This is a genomic window from Desulfosarcina alkanivorans, assembly GCF_009688945.1.
Lineage (GTDB): Bacteria > Desulfobacterota > Desulfobacteria > Desulfobacterales > Desulfosarcinaceae > Desulfosarcina > Desulfosarcina alkanivorans.
In genome coordinates, this window is the sequence record NZ_AP021874.1 from 2583483 (window position 1) to 2600138 (window position 16656).

Annotated in this window: 11 protein-coding genes; 4 read left to right on the forward strand and 7 right to left on the reverse strand. The window is 60.6% G+C overall.

What is annotated here, in order from left to right; genetic code table 11:
* Positions 1-137 precede the first annotated feature (137 nt).
* The 4 genes from DSCA_RS11360 (at position 138) to DSCA_RS11375 (ending at position 6672) form a co-directional block, all read left to right on the forward strand.
* Positions 138-1118 (forward strand): hypothetical protein, encoded by a 981-nt coding sequence (locus tag DSCA_RS11360; protein WP_155316545.1) that lies wholly within the window; start codon positions 138-140, stop codon positions 1116-1118.
* 22 nt (positions 1119-1140) lie between these two features.
* Entirely contained in the window at positions 1141-3045 is a 1905-nt protein-coding gene (locus DSCA_RS11365) for a S8/S53 family peptidase (RefSeq protein WP_155316546.1), read from the forward strand.
* A 217-nt stretch (positions 3046-3262) separates the two neighbouring features.
* Positions 3263-6130: a choice-of-anchor I family protein gene (locus tag DSCA_RS11370; protein WP_167527723.1), complete on the forward strand. Its 2868-nt coding sequence runs from the start codon at positions 3263-3265 to the stop codon at positions 6128-6130.
* Between the two features lie 233 nt (positions 6131-6363).
* Entirely contained in the window at positions 6364-6672 is a 309-nt protein-coding gene (locus DSCA_RS11375) for a hypothetical protein (protein WP_155316548.1), read from the forward strand.
* A 575-nt stretch (positions 6673-7247) separates the two neighbouring features.
* On the opposite strand, the gene DSCA_RS11380 is transcribed toward DSCA_RS11375, so the two are convergent.
* The 7 genes from DSCA_RS11380 to DSCA_RS11410 all read right to left on the reverse strand — a co-directional run bounded on the left by DSCA_RS11380 (position 7248) and on the right by DSCA_RS11410 (position 16506).
* Positions 7248-8387, reverse strand: a complete 1140-nt coding sequence (locus tag DSCA_RS11380; protein ID WP_155316549.1) for an ExeA family protein — start codon at positions 8385-8387, stop codon at positions 7248-7250.
* A gap of 90 nt (positions 8388-8477) precedes the next feature.
* Positions 8478-9317: an AAA family ATPase gene (locus DSCA_RS11385; protein ID WP_155316550.1), complete on the reverse strand. Its 840-nt coding sequence runs from the start codon at positions 9315-9317 to the stop codon at positions 8478-8480.
* A gap of 11 nt (positions 9318-9328) precedes the next feature.
* Positions 9329-10897 (reverse strand): GumC family protein, encoded by a 1569-nt coding sequence (locus tag DSCA_RS11390; RefSeq protein WP_155316551.1) that lies wholly within the window; start codon positions 10895-10897, stop codon positions 9329-9331.
* A gap of 353 nt (positions 10898-11250) precedes the next feature.
* The gene (locus tag DSCA_RS11395; protein WP_167527724.1) at positions 11251-12492 is read right to left on the reverse strand and encodes a porin family protein; all 1242 of its coding nucleotides are present in this window, start codon (positions 12490-12492) and stop codon (positions 11251-11253) included.
* 88 nt (positions 12493-12580) lie between these two features.
* Positions 12581-12949 (reverse strand): four helix bundle protein, encoded by a 369-nt coding sequence (locus DSCA_RS11400; RefSeq protein ID WP_155316553.1) that lies wholly within the window; start codon positions 12947-12949, stop codon positions 12581-12583.
* A 103-nt stretch (positions 12950-13052) separates the two neighbouring features.
* On the reverse strand, positions 13053-13709 hold the full coding sequence (locus tag DSCA_RS11405) for a polysaccharide biosynthesis/export family protein (protein WP_197904775.1): 657 nt from the start codon (positions 13707-13709) through the stop codon (positions 13053-13055).
* A gap of 397 nt (positions 13710-14106) precedes the next feature.
* Positions 14107-16506 carry a tetratricopeptide repeat protein gene (locus DSCA_RS11410; protein ID WP_167527725.1) on the reverse strand — a complete coding sequence of 800 codons (2400 nt, stop codon included), beginning with the start codon at positions 16504-16506 and terminating at the stop codon, positions 14107-14109.
* Positions 16507-16656 lie beyond the last annotated feature (150 nt).

The window sequence follows — 16656 nt, forward strand, 5'->3', positions numbered from 1 at the left end:
GGGGGCAGCAATTGTAATTTTGTATGCTGTTTGCCCTTTGGGCAGGAGGCGTTCCAATAAAACTGCTGTCACGGCGCATGATGACAATTCGTGGTGATGGGGAAATGAGAGGTCAACAGCTATCAATGGAGGTGCATATGCGTGCGATTTTTAAAATCTCTATGTTATGTTTTGCCTTGCTCTGCCTGTCGATCCTTCCAACCCAGGCCGCCGGGCCGATCATCATCGATCACAACCACACCGGCATCTCCCGGATTCCCCAATCGGCTATCGAACAGGCCCGGGCCAATCTGCACATCGCCTACGGCCACACCTCCCACGGCAGTCAATTGACCGACGGCATGACCGGGCTGGTCGATTTCGCCAACGGCGGGGGGCTGGGGCTGTCACTGCCGGCCGACATTTTCGAGTGGAACAACGGCGGGACCGGCGGGGCGCTGGACCTGCATGACTACGCCATGGGCGGCGATGTGGGGTACTACCCCCAATGGGTCAACAACACCCGCGCTTACCTGGACAATCCGGCCAATGCGGATGTCAACGTGATCATCTGGTCGTGGTGCGGTCAGGCCTCGGGGTACACGGAGCAGCAGATGATCGACAGGTATCTGGCACCGATGGCTCAGCTGGAGCAGGAATATCCGCAAGTCACCTTCGTTTACATGACGGGCCATGCCGACGGAAGTGGAGAAACCGGAAATCTTCATCTCAGAAATCAGCAAATCCGAAACCATTGTCTGACCAGCGATAAGGTGCTGTACGACTTTTATGATATCGAGTGCTATGATCCGGACGGCAATTACTACGGAGATAAATTGGTAAGCGATGGTTGCGATTACGACAGCGACGGCAACGGGTCCCGCGACGCCAACTGGGCCACCGAATGGCAGGATTCCCACACCCGAGGCGTGGACTGGTACAGCTGTGGATCCGCCCACAGCCAGCCCCTCAACGCCAACCGGAAAGCCTACGCCGCCTGGTGGCTGTGGGCCAGGATAGGAGGGTGGGACGGCCCGGGCACCCCGAGCGTTCCGGCAACGAATGTCTCCATCCTCGCACCGGCCATGCTGATCCTGACCGGTGCGGCGTATTTCTCTTTGAAAAAAATGAAATCGTAAAGAAAACCAAATAAGTGATCACATGCCCGGTCCCCAAAAAGCATCCTGGAAACTCCGATTCATCGTCCTTGCGGCAACCGTTCTGCTGTGGCTGGCTGCACCGCTGCAGGCCGCCAGCTACAGGGACGACATCGGCTACACCGGGCTGGAAGATGAACGGGGAACCGATATCCCGGACGGCACCGGTGTTGGCATCACCCAGGTGGAAGCGGAAGTACCGGTGGTGGTGGACGAGGAAACGGGAGAGACCGCCGGCACCTGGACTCCAGATAGAGAAAACGATGAATTCGCAGGTAAAACCATTTCCTTCAAGTCATCATCCGACACGACTGCTGCATCGGGCCACGCGACATCCGTCGGCCGGCAATTCTACGGCAATTCCAGCTCCATGGCACCGGCGATAGTTGATATCGACGCCTACGAGACCAATGACTGGCTGACCAGCGGATTTCTCGCCTGCGGCCTGTCACTGTATGGAAATCCGGTTCAGCCCCACTATGAATGGTACGTCCAGCTCTCATCTCCCAGCCGAGTCGCCAACCACAGCTGGGTGGGGACCACAGATGACGATACGGCAGACAGCGAATTGTTAAAACGCCTCGATTTCGTGGTCGACACCGACGAGTTCATTCAGATCACAGCCGTAAATAACGGCAGCACCCAGAAATCCCTGCTCAGCGGCGCGTTCAACGCCATCACCGTGGGGCGCACCGATGCCTGTCATCCCATCGGCACAATCGCAATTGACAGTTTGTACACTCCCGGCCGCACCTGCCCCCTGCTGGTGGCGCCCATGTCCACCACCAGCAGTGCCAGCCCTATCGTGGCCTCGGCGGCGGCCCTCCTGGTGCAAACCGGTCAGGATGCTGCGCTTTCCACCGACCCGTCCGAACAAAGCACACAAAACCGCGATGGCGACGCGATCACCAATGCCGAGCGGTCGGAAGTGATCAAGGCCGCATTGCTGGCCGGTGCGGACCGCGTCACCCGCAACACCTGGTCCGCCGACCAGATTGCCGATTACCGCCAGGACGGCGACAACGGCCTGGACCGCCGCTTCGGCGCCGGGCAGGTCAACATCACCAACAGCCATCACATCATCGCCGCCGGCGAACAGAACAGCGATGAAGATGACCCGGCCGGACACGGCCAGATCGGCACCGAAGGATTCGATGTCGATCCGGCTTTCGGGGGAAGTGGCGGCAGCAACGCCACGGCATCGTACTTTTTTACCGCCGATCAGGACCGTAGCATGCTCTATGCCTCGCTGGTCTGGAATCTCCACATCGACGGCGGGGTCTTCTACCATTATGACGATACCGCGACCCTGTACGACTTTGACCTGACGCTTTATGATGTGACCGACGCGGACCATCCCACCGAGGTGGCCGCCTCCGCCAGTTCGGTCGACAACACCGAAAACCTTTGGGTACCGCTGACTTCCGGACGAACGTATCGGTTGCTGGTGCATCTGGGACCGGAGCAGGCCGATTGCCGGTGGGACTATGCCCTGGCCTGGCGGATCGCCACCCCGCCCGATACCGACGGTGACACCCTGCCCGATGACTGGGAGGTTTACCATGGAATGGATCACACCAGCATCGATACCGACGCCGACGGCATGGCCGATGGATGGGAGGAGGGCTATTCACTCGACCCGCTGACCGATGACGGCTCCCTGGACACGGATGACGACGGGCTCGACAACCTGGACGAATTCACGCTGGGCACCGCGCCCGACGACCCGGATACGGACGGGGACGGCTACACCGACGGCATGGAGGTGGCCGCAGGCACCGATCCCCTCGACGCTGAAGATTTCCCACAGATCAGCGCCGTACCGGCCGTGGCCGGAAACGGCCTTCTGGCCGCCATGGCCGCCTTGATGGTGGCCGGTAGCGTGACCATCTGCAATCGAAAAAAATGACGCGTTCATTTTTTCGATGCATACCTAACGGCCAGCAAACAAAACCCTGTCAAAATTTTTTCGATCCTGAAAAAACCGCATGCCGTTCCACCGGTCCCCATTGGCCGTGGCGGACCGCACCGTTTTCCCGGATTCGACCTCAGGCACTGCAGGCCATCAGCGGCATGCCCGTCTGCCTGCCGAATGTTTACCCCCCAACCCAACCAGGAGGACCCCGATGAACCGACGCCCGTTGTATACCACCATGGCAACCCTGTTGCTTTTCACGCTTTTTTCGGCCCCGGCATTGGCCGCGACCCGTTTCGCGGTCTTTGCCGATCCCCACTACTACGACAGCGACCTGGGCACGGCGGGCGCCGCCTTCGAGGCCTACCTCGCCCAGGATCGCAAACTGATCCGCGAAAGCGAAGCCCTGGTGCAGGCCGTGGTGGATGGAATCATCACGGCCCACGCCGCCGACCCCCTGGACTTTGTCATCGTTCCCGGTGACCTGACCAAGGACGGTGCGTTGACCAGCCATGAGGAATTTGCCGGTTACCTGGAATTGATTGAGGCCGCCGGCATTCCGGTTTTCGTCGCTCCCGGCAATCACGACATCAACAATCCCCATGCCGTCGCCTACGACGGGGAGGCGACGGTGTCGGTCGACAACGTGTCCCCCGATACGTTCTCATCCATTTACGGGCCTTTTGGCTATGACGAGGCGCTGGCGCATGATCCGGAGTCCCTGAGTTACGCCGCGGAGCCGGTACCGGGCGTCGTTCTGCTTGCCCTGGATTCCTGCAAGTACGATGATAATCTCTTCACGGGCCATCCGGAGACCGGCGGCGCGCTGGAAGACGCCACCGTGGAATGGGCCATGAGGATCATCAGGCATGCCAATGCGGCCGGCAAACAGGTGGTCGCCTTCCTGCACCACGGGTTGACCGAACACTACACCGGCCAGAGCCAGGCCTTCGCCGAGTACGTCATCGATGACTGGGAAACCGTATCTGCGACCCTGGCCGATGCCGGGCTGAAGCTGGCCTTCACCGGCCACTACCACGCCAACGACATCACCATGGCCACCGGCAGCGTCGATGGCGCCAGGCTGTACGACATCGAAACCGGCTCCCTGGTCACGGCCCCGTGCCCCTACCGCATCGTCACGTTGCACGGGGACAATGCTGCCCGGGTCGAAACCCGCCATATCACCGGGATCGACTACGATACCGGCGGCGTTCCGTTTCCCGAATATGCCATGGACTTTCTCTACGAGGGCCTGCTGGGTATTGCCCAGTACTCCCTGGTTTATCAGTACGGTCTTCCCGAAGCGCAGGCAACGGCCCTGGCCCCCATCGTGGCCAATGCCTTCGCCGCCCACTATGCCGGCGACGAACAGCCGGATGCGGACACCATGGCCATGATCATCGGTTTTGCGAACGATCCGGACCCGACAACCCAGTTCCTGGGACAGATGCTCTACGCCCTGTGGACCGATCTGGAACCGGCCGACGGCCGGGCGCTGCTGACCCTTGATCCGGCGATCCGGTTGAGCGCGCTGGGGACATATGCCAGTGGCGTTTTTGACGACGGGGCGGCCGAAATCGTGGCCTTCGATGCCAACACCCGCCGCCTGTTCGTCTCCAATGCCAACGACAACACGCTGGATGCCTTGTCTATCGCCGATCCGGCGGCTCCCGTGAAATCGTTCACCATCGATCTGTCCCCCTACGGCGCGGGCGTCAACAGCGTGGCCGTTGAAAACGGCATTGTGGCCGCAGCCGTCGAAGCCGATCCCAAACAGGACCCGGGCAAGGTGGTCTTTTTCGATACTGACGGTGCCTATCTGAGCCAGGTAACCGTCGGTGCCCTGCCGGACATGCTGACCTTCACCCCCGACGGCCGCAAGGTGCTGGTGGCCAACGAGGGGGAACCCAGCGACGACTACACCGTGGATCCGGAAGGCTCGGTGTCGGTCATCGACATCTCCCGGGGGGTTCACCGGGCCAGGGTGAAAACCGCCGATTTCCAAAAATTCAACCGATGCAAGGACAAGCTGGTTGCCGACGGTGTACGCATTTTCGGCCCCAACGCCACGGTGGCCCGGGACCTTGAGCCCGAATACATCGCCGTTGCCCCCGGTTCGCGGTATGCGTGGGTCAGCCTGCAGGAGAACAACGCCATCGCTCGACTGAACCTGCGCAGCGGTCGCATGGAAGCTGTGCTGCCCCTGGGCGTCAAGGACCACGGCATGGCCGGCAACGGTATCGACGCCTCCAACAAGGACGATGCCATCAACATCACCGCCTACGACAACGTCTTCGGCATGTTCCAGCCGGATGCCGTCGCGGCCTACCGCAGCCGGGGAGGCCAGTACCTGGTGACGGCCAATGAGGGCGATGCCCGCGACTACGACGCCTTTTCCGAAGAGGCCAGGGTCGGCGACGACGACATTCGTCTGGACCCGGACATGTTTCCCGATGCCGAAGCACTTCAGGAGAATGCCGCCCTGGGCCGCCTGAAAATCACCACGACCGCAGGCGACCTGGACAACGACGGCGATTACGACGAGCTCTATTCCTACGGTGGCCGCTCGTTCAGCATTTTTCAACCGACGAAAAAAGGCCTGAAGCTGGTTTTCGACAGCGGCGACCAGTTGGAGCAGCTTACCGCCACGGCCCTGCCTGCGGACTTCAACAGCACCAACGACGAAAACGACACCTTCGACAACCGCAGCGACGACAAGGGACCGGAACCGGAAGGGCTGGCCATTGGGGAGGTCCACGGCCGCACCTACCTGTTTCTCGGCCTGGAACGCATCGGCGGCATCATGGTGTACGACATCACCCTGCCCCGCCGCCCCGAATTCGTTCAATACATCAACAACCGTGACTTCAGCGGCGATCCCGAAACCGGCAGCGCCGGCGACCTGGCCCCCGAAGGCCTGGCCTTCATCCCAGCTCGCCAAAGCCCCACCGGCGAAAATCTGCTGGCGGTGGCCAACGAAGTCAGCGGCACCACCACCGTGTACCGCATCGACGTCAAACAGCCATGGAAACGGTGCGATGGCAAGCGTTGGGGGCATTTCGCCTGGGCCAGATAGTCTGGCAAAATCCGCAAAACGGCAGGCAGGACCCTACCGGGCCCTGCCTGTTCAACTCATACCAAGCCGTTATACGGCTTTAGCCGTTTTTTTATGCAACGCCGGAGTTAATACAATCCTAACCACTACCTAATCCTGCCAAAACCCGCCCTTGTCAGATTGAACTCGCTGGCAGGAACCAAACCAATGATCGTTGTAAACCTCAACCTTGCACCAGACAGGGAGTACGGACAATGTATTCAAACGGCGGTGGTCTTGGAATCGGTGAGCAGAAGAAAAGAATCGGGAAAATCTGGCAGCCGGGCAGTGAATCGATCGGGCAGTCATTCAGGAACGGGAAGTGCTTTGTGTGCTGCATCTGCCCGAAATGCGGCGATCGCCACAATGTCTATATGCTGTGGACCGGGCGCGGGGTGCCGCGCAAGTACTGCGGGAACTGCAAGCCCATGATTTCCGGGTACGACGACGCGGCCTTTTACGAAGCCGCCATCAGCGCTCCCGGCCATTCCAAGAAGAAGGGCCGGCGGCATGAGGGGGAGTGAAGATAGCTCATAGCTCATAGCTCATAGCTCATAGCTCATAGCTCATAGCTCATAGCTCATAGCTCATAGCTCATAGCTCATAGCTCATAGCTCATAGAGCGAGAACCAGAAGACGGTGGAACTGTCAACCGGAAACGGTGGCAAGTGGCCACAGTGAATAGTGAGTAGTGAACGGTGATGTGGGATATACCTAAAACTTAAAACAGGCCCTGCCAACCAATCGAACCAATTCAACCGTCAGATTAAAATAAAAAAGGCCGAACGACCGCGTCTGCGGTCTGTCCGGCCTTGTCGTTTCCGGTTGGGGCAACCTTAGAAATTGCCTTTATTTTACCATCGGTCAGGCATTGACGGGTTCCATTTATCCCCGGCGGTGCAATCGCCTGAGCGCGCCAGCGCCGAGGCGGCAGGGGTGACGCCGTAGTGTTTTACTGCGAACCCGTGGCAACAAGGGCGATGAAGGGCTCAGGCGTTCCCGTAGGGTAAAGAATTGAGGGAGCCTGACATTTTCACTGAATGGACCGGTGGTGATGTCCTGACCGGGGTGTAAGCAGGCACCACAAAATCATGGGCCGTTAAGCATGTTCTTTCTGCACCGCCGGGGTTTTTTTCATGGTTCTCACCACCGACGGATGGTTCTGCCGTCTGGCCAATTGCTCGAAGAGCCGGCTCAGGGTCGCCAGCCGCTTTTCCAGGTCGACGACCTTCTGCTCCAGCCGGTCGTTTTTGCGGCGCTCTTCGTCCAGGAGCGCTTCCAGCTGTTTCATCAGGCGGTCGTGGTGGGCTGCCAGTTCCGCTTCGAGCTGCCCGACCCGCCCCTTGACCTCCATGCGGATGTTCTCGAGAGCCTCCGCCGACGGGACCGGGTCGTCGTCCTCGTCGGATGCCACAGCAGCCGGCTCCGCCTGGATCCCCACACCGATCCGGTCCCGGGTGATCTGCCGGACGATATCCTGGGTGATCCGCGGGGCTTCATCGGCAAATCCGTATACCAGGGCCGCCTGGCAGATCAGGTTGATGGACCGGGGAACGCCCTCGGAGAGCTCATAGATCATTTGAATCGCAGCGTCGGTGAACAGCCCTTCCGGCCCGCCGGCCGTGCGGATGCGATGGGCGATGTATGCCGCGGTCTCCGTGCGATCGAGGGCGGTCAGGTGAAAATGGACAGCCACCCGCTGGCTGAACTGGCGCATCTCCGGCTTCTTGAGGGTGCGCAGCAGTTCGGGCTGCCCGATCAGGAGGATCTGCAGCAGGGCGTATTGATCGCTTTGCAGGTTCGAGAGCATGCGGACCTCTTCCAGCGCCTGGGGGGAGAGGTTCTGGGCCTCGTCGATGACCAGCAGGGTTCGACGGTCCGCCTCGTACTGCCCGATCAGGTGGCGGTTCAACGATTCGATCACCTTGGCCTTGTCCGCCGCCCCCGCATCGAGTTCAAACTCGGCCTGCACCATGCGCAGCATCTGCCCGGCGGAGACGTTGGTGTTGGCGATCATCGCCGTGTCAAACCCGTCGCCCAGCTGTCTCAGGATGTACTGGGCGGTGGTGGTTTTCCCGGAGCCCACTTCCCCGGTCAGCACGATGATGCCCACATTCTCGGTCAGCCCGTATTCCATGTAGGTCAGGGCGTGCTGATGCTTTTCGCTTTCGTACAGAAAGTCCGGATTCGGGGCCAGCTGGAATGGCTTTTCCCGGAATTGGTAGAATTGCTCAAACATGGTCAGTCCCGTCGTTCTCGGTTCTCGGTTCACTGCTCACCAGATCACCAGCTTTTAGGCTATCAGCTATGAGCTATGAGCTGCGACCTTTCACCGCCGCCCCCCATACCGCCCGTACAGGGCGGTCGCCCCATTGTATCGGTTCAGGACGAAACCGGCAATTTTCTCCCGGGGCAGCAGGTCCAGGGCATTCTTGAGATCCTGCTGGCGGGTGATCCCCTCGCCGATCACCAGGACAATGCAGTCCACCAGGGGGGCGAACGCCAGGGCATCCGCCCCGCCCAGCACCGGCGGCACATCGAATATCACATAGCGGTCGTCGTAACGGGTTTTCAGGTCGGTGACCAGGTCCTGCATGCGGGGCGACCCCATCAGTTCGGAGCTGTCCTCGATCATCCGGCCGCCGGAAATGAGTGTAAACTTCTCGATGCCCGGCCAGGCGATGATATCGTGCAGGGGCACGTCGCCTTCGAGGTAGTCCAGCAGGCCCACCTGGCTCGGGTATCCCAGGTAGCGGTGGATCGACTGCATCTGCAGGTCCGCATCCACCAGCAGCACGGTCTGGCTGTACTCGCGGGCAAAGGTCGCCGACAGGTTGATGGCGGTCACGGTTTTGCCTTCACCGGGCGAGACGCTGGTGACCATCATCGTGTTCCAGTCTTTCTTCTTGCCGATGTGGCGCAGCTGGGTGCGCAGTACCTTGTAGTACTCCACCTCGGGAAAATCTGCGGACAGGGCCACGCAGTGGTTTCTTACCGCCGTCTCCACATCGATGGAAACGGTTTTCGACTCGGAGTAGACCGGCGGCTGCCAGGCCGGTGCGGCGGTAGCCGCAGCCTTGGCGGGTTGACGGGCAGCCGGTGCGGGGACGGGGCCGGATTGCGCCGCCCGCTCCCGCTTGGCCTTGTCCAGTGCTTTTCTCAGATTCATGGGGATATCCTTTACATTGGTGGCATTTTTCTCATCAACTTCGCCCAGAACACATCCAGATCCATCACCAGGGTGTGAAATGCCAGCACACCGATGCCGACCAGCACGATGCCGGCCACGCCCCAGGAGATCCGTTTCAAGCGCCGGTTGCGCCGGTCCCCCGGGGTGACGATCGTGGGGACGCTGACCAGCAGCGGCAGGGACGAGACTTTGGCCAGGTCAAGGGGGGTGTGGATGGACTGGTCGGAAAACTCCCGTACGGCGGCAACCCCCACACCGGCTCCGACGCCCAGCACCAGGCCGATCAGGGCGATGGCCAGGCGGTTGGGCTTGAAGGGCTTTTCGGGCAGCGGCGCCGGGTCGATCAGGGTGAAGCGCTCCCCCTTCTGCTCTTTCTCCAGGCCAAGGGCCACGTTGGACTCCATGACCTTGCGCGACAGGTCCTCGTATTTGGCCCGGGTGTTGTTGCGGTCCACCATCAGGGAATTGTACTCCTGTTCGATCTTCGGTGTGGTTTCGATGCGCTGCCGGTAGACCTCCACCTTGGCCGCGCTGTCCGCTTTCTGCTGCAGGAGCGATCTGATCTCCGCGCGGGTGCTGGCCAGCTGGGACGCCAGGGTGATGTAGGCCGCATTGTCCGGCTGCTCCCGCTGTCCGTCCGGCGCATTCGCCTTCGCGGCCATACGGTTTTTCAATTCGGCGATTTCGCCGCGCATTTTTTTGACGTCGGGGTAGTCGTCGGTAAACTGGCTTTTCAGATTGACCAGTTCGAGTTCCAGCATCTTGAGGCGATCCTTCTCCGGGTCTTCCATCTCCGGGATGCTGGCCAGCTGGGTTTCCAGGTATCCCTCGCGCTCCCGCAGGGACCGGATCTGGTCGTCGAGGCGCTGGATGCCCGACTCCGCGCTGTTGAGCGACTGCAGGTTGACCTGCAGCATCTCGGGCAGTGAATTGATGTGCCGCGCCTTGAACACGGTGATTTTTTCCTCCAGTTCGTCGAGCTGCCCCTTGAGCCGCCCGGTTTCCTCTTCGAGGAATTCGGTGGTCTCGGTGGTCTGGCGCCGGCGCACCTGCAGGTTCTCGCTCAAAAAGAGGGAGACCAGCGTGTCGGCCACCCGCTGCACGGTGGCGGCCTGTTTGCCCTCGTAGGAAAGCGTGAAGGCGATGGTGGCGGCCGTGGGCCGTCCGGTGCGGCGGTCGATGGTCTCCACGCTGATCAGGTCCAGGTGGATGTCCTCGCGCATCTTGTCGACAATCTCTTCGGTGGTCCAGCGATCCTTGTACTCGGGGTAGAGATTGAAGCGGTTGATGATCTCCACCAGCCGGGTCGTGCTCATGATGCGCTGCTGGGTGGACTGGATGCGCTGCTCGGCGTACCCGGTGACCGTGCTCATGACAAAATCGGCCGGGATGTCCTGCTCTTCGATCAGGATCGTGGCGCTGGATTTGTATATGGACGGCAGCAGCAGCGCCACCGCCCCGGCCACCAGCATCACCAGCACGGCCGGAACGATCAGGTGCCACTTGCGCCGGTTGAGGATATCGACATACTGCCCGATCTCCAGGGGTTGTTCTTCCATGTTCAATGCGTTGCCTTTCGTTTAAATCGTTGAGCGTTGGGATCGAAAAAACGGTTTGGTTTGCTATGGGCTATGGGCTATGGGCTATGGGCTATGGGCTATGGGCTATGGGCTATGGGCTATGGGCTATGGGCTATGGGCTATGGGCTATGGGCCGGCAATCACAGGGCCGTTGTTCCGTCAACAGTAAAACAGTGAACGGTGAACAATCTGAAAGCGATACCGCAAACCAATCGGACCAATAAAACAAATTAAACCAACCAACAATTTTTAGCTTATTAACTGCTTCGCCCCTCGCCCCTCGCCATCAGCTATCAGCTATCAGCAATGAGCTATGAGCCATCAGCTCTCAGCTACTCCAGCCAGTCGTGCGCGGCGGTCAGCTGCAGCAGGAACTTGTTCCGGCAGGCCGTCGTGTCGCCGTCCCGATCCTCGTAGACCGTGTAGACGTAATCGGCGGTCAGGTCAAAGTCATCGGTCAGGGACCAGGTCAGCCCGCCCCGCAGGTTCCAGGTCTGGGTGTCGACGTCGTCCTGGGTGGGGTCGTCCTGGTCGCTTTCGTTGCGGTACCATTGGACGGCCAGGTTGGCGCGCAGCCGTTCCAGCAGGCGCATCTGCCCGCTCAGGCGCACCGTGGTGCGGTTGGCAGTGCTGTTCTGGCCGCTCACCGGCTGCAGGTCGTGGGAGAAAAACAGTGCGCACGAGGAGCGCTCGCCACGGTACTCGGCCGTCAGGCTGCCCACGAAGCCCCAGCTGTCGTAGCTGTCGCTGCTGGTGACCGGGGATTGCACGATCAGGGGCGGATCGTAGGTTCGCGCGACCCCCTGGTCGCTTTCGGAACGGGCGTAGCGACCGCCCAGGTCAACGGTGAGATCCAGCCTTTCGGTCAGGGCCGTCTCGGTGCCGGCGGTCAGGGAGTAGCTGTCCACCTCCGAGTCGTCGGAAATGGCGGTGGTGATGTCAAAAAAGCCGTCGGTGCCCGTCAGGGTATAATCCCGCTCGAATTCATAGTGGCTGTAGCCCAGGTTCAGCCGCCCGGTGGTGCGGGCCAGCCCCCCCTCCAGGCTGCGATTCAGGTACAGCACGGCGTGGTAGTCCCTGCGGTCCGAGGTCTGGTCGTCGTCGTAGTTCTCGCGGTTGAACTCCACGAACAGCCCGCCGGACGTCATCTCTGAAAACACGTAGGCCGCCGAGGCGCCGGCATTGGAGCGCTTGCGGCGGATGTTGCCCAAGACGACGCCGGTGGTTTCGATGTCCCGGTCGGGCCGGTTGTCGTCGCTCAGGTGGCCTTCCAGCCCCAGTTGCCAGCGCTCGGTGGCCTGGTAGCTGGCCTCGGCGTTGTACCACTGGTCCGTATCGTCGAAGTCGTCGTAGTCCCCGTAGCGGTAGAATTCGGCCATGGCGTCGGCCCGGGCGCTGAGGCGCTCGCCCTCCCGCACCAGCGCCAGCCTGGGGGCAATGGTATAGATGCTGTCGGCCAGTTCCCCGCGGTCATCCAGGCGAATGTTGTCGTTGTATTCGTAGCTTGCCGCCACGGAGGTGACCAGCTGGTTGTCGGCGCCCAGCGCGCAGTATGGACAGAGAAGTTTGAGCACAAGTACTATCAATAATACGGACGGTTTAAAAAATTTCGAGTCAGTAATGCGCGCTGGAGCTGGAAGCTGAAAGCTGAAAGCTGAAAGGTCAGGAACCATCTTTACTGATCGCATTTATGAGTCCTTTCAGCATTGCTGCGATTTCTAAACCGTCTTGCTCCAACTGGCTCAGTTCGTTGGCGTCTATCCATCCTTTTCGGTGAAAAATCTCTAGCAATGTCATGGTTTCGTATAGGGATCCTCTGGAAATATACAAGTACTGCCGGAACTCCTTTTTGGAGAGTCGACCTTTGCCTTCGGCGATATTCATGGCAATACTGGTTGAACTTGCCTCTATCTGTTCCATTAGGCGAAAATGCGTCCGTTCCGCAAAAACCCTTTCGACGGTATTGATGACCCGGACAGCAAATGCAACCGCCTTTTGCCACACATCCAATTGTTTATAAGCAAATTGCATCCTCCCCCTTTCCTTTCCGTTTTTCTTGCTTTCAGCCTTAAGCTTCTTTCAGCTTTGAACTTTCAGCTTTGAGCTTCATCCGCTACCAGCTACCAGCTACGAGCTACTTAACAACAATCACATCCCCCCGCTCCAGCCATATATTCTCCGCAACCCGATTTTCCTCGGTCACGGCCTGGTAGTTGAACGGGATCACCATGGTCCGGTCGGCGGTCTTTCGGAAGATGCGGATGTCTTCCCGATTGGCGAAGACGTTGAGGCCGCCGGCCATGGCCAGGGCCTGGAGCACATCGATCCGGCGGTTCAGGGGCAGGTGTCCGGGGCGGTTGACCTTGCCGATCACGTAGACCACCTGGCTGTTGACCTGCTGGACGATCACGCTCAGGTCCGGCTCCGGGATGTAGCGCACCAGCTTTTTCTCCATGGCGGCCTTGAGCTGCGCCACCGTGCTGCCGGCCGCAGAGAACTGGCCGATCAGCGGAAAGGAGATGGTGCCGTCGGGAAGGACCACCATCTGGCGGGTCAGGGCCGGGTCTTTCCAGACGCTGATCTCCAGAAGGTCGCCGGCGCCAACCACATAGTCCGCCACCTCCCCGGCCAGCGGCCGGACAATCATTGCGGCCGGGGCGGCGACCGTCGCTACCGGGGGCGCAGCGCCGCCCTGGTGGGCGCACCCTGCGGTCATCAGGAGGTAAAGGGCCATGCCCGTGATGAGAATGTGTATCCGACCGGTCCGCTGCCTCGATGTTTCCTGTTTCATGTTCATCCTCTGGGTTGAGCTCGTTGAGAGCGTTATGATCGTCTGGAGCGAAAAGACGGTTTGGTTTACTATGGGCTATGGGCTATGGGCTATGGGCTATGGGCTATGGGCTATGGGCCGGCAATCACAGGGCCGTTGTTCCGTCAACAGTAAAACAGTGAACGGTGAACAATCTGAAAGCGATACCGCAAACCAATCGGACCAATAAAACAAATTAAACCAACCAACAATTTTTAGCTTATTAACTGCTTCGCCCCTCAGCACTCAGCACTCAGCACTCAGCACTCAGCACTCAGCACTCAGCCATCAGCCATCAGCCATCAGCTATGAGCTATGAGCTATCAGCTATCAGCTATCAGCTATCAGCTATCAGCTATGAGCTATCAGCTACGAGCTATCAGCTTCCTATCTTCTCCAAAAGCGCCTTGGCCGCGGCCCGCTCCGGGTAGCTGCCCTCGGCCGCCAGGGCTTTCTCCAGCCGTTCCCGGGCTTCGTCCAGGCGGTCGCTGTCCACGAGCACGCGGGCCAGGTGGTAGTTGATCACGCCGCTGTCGCCGTTTTTCTCCACGGCTTTTTCAAGCGCGTCCACGGCCATATGGCGGTTGCCCTGCCTGTAATAGATCCAGCCCAGGGTATCCAGCACGGTGGGCTCGCCGGGATTGAGCGTCTCGGCCTGCCGGGCCAGGTCCAGGGCACGGTCCAGATCGGCGGCGCTGTCGGGATGCTCGGCCAGCAGGAAGGCCAGGTTGTTGGCGGCGGCCCAGCGTCGGGGATCGGCGGCCAGGGCTTTTTCGTACACCGCCTTGGCCTGGTCGGCGGCGCCGCTTTTCTGATGCAGAAAGGCCAGGGTCATGTAAGCGGCGGTATTGTTCGGGCTGGCGGCAATGGCCGCCTCCAGGTTCTCGACGGCCTCATCGGTTTTGCCCTGGGACAGGTAGAGCCGGGCCAGGTTGTCGTGGGGGACGTTCCACTGGGGGCTGCGTTCGATGGCCTTCTTCAGGGTTGCTTCGGCAGCGATCGGCTTTTTGGCAGCCACCTGCACCTGGGCCAGCAGGTTGTAGGTAAAGGCGTTTTGCGGGTAGGCGGCGATCTTTTGATCGCACAGCATCCTGGCCCGGTCCAGCTGGCCGTCTGCCGTATACAGCTTCACCAGGGCCGCCAGCAGGGGCATGGAACCGGTGTTGCGGGCGTATCCTTTTTCCAGGATGCCGATGGCCGCATCACGGCTTCCCTTGACCTCGTGCAGGCGCGCCAGTTTCAGGTAGCCGCCGGGTACCTCGGGTGCCTGGTCCACGATGCGCTCATAAAGAACCCGGGCCGCATCGACCTGTCCCTGGGACATCTTGAAATCCCCCAGGTCGGACACGGCGCGCATGTCCGCGGGGTCGATCTCGGTAATCTTGACCAGCTGCGCCTCGGCTGCATCCGCATCCTTGTCGGCCAGGTAAAGCCGTGCCAGGGCCCGCCGCAGTTCCTTGGCGGCCGGCTTGTGCCGCAGTCCCTGGTTGAGGGCGTCGGTGGCCAGGGCCGTCTGCCTGTCTGCCAGGTGCGCCTGGGCCAGATAGAGATAGCCCTTGACGTTCTGCGGGTCTTCGGCGGTCACGGTCCGAAAGGCGGTCACGGCCCCGGCCCCGTTGCCGTCGGCCAGGCAGAGCTGCCCGCGGATGAAATGGGCGTCCACGCTCTTTGCATTTTCCGCCAGCACCTCGTCGACCAGGGCCTCGGCCCGGTCGGGCTCCCGCTGCGCCAGGTGGATGCGGGCCATATTGGTCTTGGCCGCCAGGATGCCCGGGTCGGCCGGGTCGCTGGACAGTGACAGGCTCTCTTCAAGCGTTGCCATGGCCTTGTCCGGCGCCCCGATGCCGATAAAATAGTCGGCCAGGGCGTCCCTGAGCATGAAGCTGTCGGGGTTGGCGGCAATGCCGTCGCGCAGCATCTGCCCGGCGCGGTCGGTCTCTTTCTGCTTGAGGTAGAACCGGGCCGCGGCAATCGTATGCTTCTCCGTGTCCGGTTCCAGCGCCGCCAGCTCCGCCAGCACGCCGGCGGCCTTCTCCCGCTGGCCGGCCTTCCAGTAAAATTCAGCCAGGGCCAGGCGATGGCCGGCCACCTCCGGCTGCAGTTCGATGGTATCGCGCAGCACCATTTCGGCCTGGTCCGGCTTCGTGGACTTGAGGTAGTGGTTGGCCAGGATCATGCGAAGGTTGATCGCATCGGGATTTTTGGCAATGCCCTCGATCAGAAGGGCCTCGACCCGGGCCGCATCCCCCTTCCGGCTGTGAATCGCGGCCAGCATCAGGTAGAGCTCCGGTGCGGTTTCCCCATCCCCGTGCAGGGCATCCAGAATAGACCGGGCCGCATCCGTCTTTTCTTCGTGCAGCAGCAGGGCCGCCTGCACCTGCCGGGCGTCCGGGTTCTGCGGCTCCCTGGCCAGCACCAGGTCCACTTTCTCACGGGCCCGGTCCGGGGCCTTGGCCGCCATGAAGAGCCGGGCCATTTCCACCTGGGCTCCCATGTGGTCCGGGTCGAGCTTGACCGCCTTGCCGAAGCTGCCGAAGGCACGCTTGTAATTTTTCTCCTTCATCTCCACCCGGCCGAGCATGTAGTAGGCGTCGGCATACTCGGGTTCGATCTGCAGGGCATTTTTGAACTCCAGCCGGGCACGCACGAAGTCACCCTGCTCGAAAAGGGTCCGGCCCTTTTCGTAGAATCTGGCCATCTTCTCTTCCTTCGAACCGCAGGAGACCGACACGGCCAGCATCGCGGCAACCAGGAAGATGGAAGCTGTTTTTTTTAGCATGGTCATTCTTATCCTTTCAGGGTAGGCGTTTTGAGCGTTATGATCGTTGAGAGCGAAAGAACAGTTGAATTGGTTTGATTGGTTCAGATCCATTCCCAAACCAATGCAACCAACCAACAGCTTTTTCGCTTTGAGCATATTTGATAGTCA

Coding starts and splice junctions, on each gene's coding strand:
- DSCA_RS11375 (WP_155316548.1), top strand. CDS start 6,364: ATGTATTCAAACGGCGGTGGTCTTGGAATCGGTGAGCAGAAGAAAAGA.
- DSCA_RS11400 (WP_155316553.1), bottom strand. CDS start 12,949: ATGCAATTTGCTTATAAACAATTGGATGTGTGGCAAAAGGCGGTTGCA.
- DSCA_RS11365 (WP_155316546.1), top strand. CDS start 1,141: ATGCCCGGTCCCCAAAAAGCATCCTGGAAACTCCGATTCATCGTCCTT.
- DSCA_RS11405 (WP_197904775.1), bottom strand. CDS start 13,709: ATGAAACAGGAAACATCGAGGCAGCGGACCGGTCGGATACACATTCTC.
- DSCA_RS11385 (WP_155316550.1), bottom strand. CDS start 9,317: ATGAATCTGAGAAAAGCACTGGACAAGGCCAAGCGGGAGCGGGCGGCG.
- DSCA_RS11390 (WP_155316551.1), bottom strand. CDS start 10,897: ATGGAAGAACAACCCCTGGAGATCGGGCAGTATGTCGATATCCTCAAC.
- DSCA_RS11380 (WP_155316549.1), bottom strand. CDS start 8,387: ATGTTTGAGCAATTCTACCAATTCCGGGAAAAGCCATTCCAGCTGGCC.
- DSCA_RS11360 (WP_155316545.1), top strand. CDS start 138: ATGCGTGCGATTTTTAAAATCTCTATGTTATGTTTTGCCTTGCTCTGC.
- DSCA_RS11370 (WP_167527723.1), top strand. CDS start 3,263: ATGAACCGACGCCCGTTGTATACCACCATGGCAACCCTGTTGCTTTTC.
- DSCA_RS11410 (WP_167527725.1), bottom strand. CDS start 16,506: ATGCTAAAAAAAACAGCTTCCATCTTCCTGGTTGCCGCGATGCTGGCC.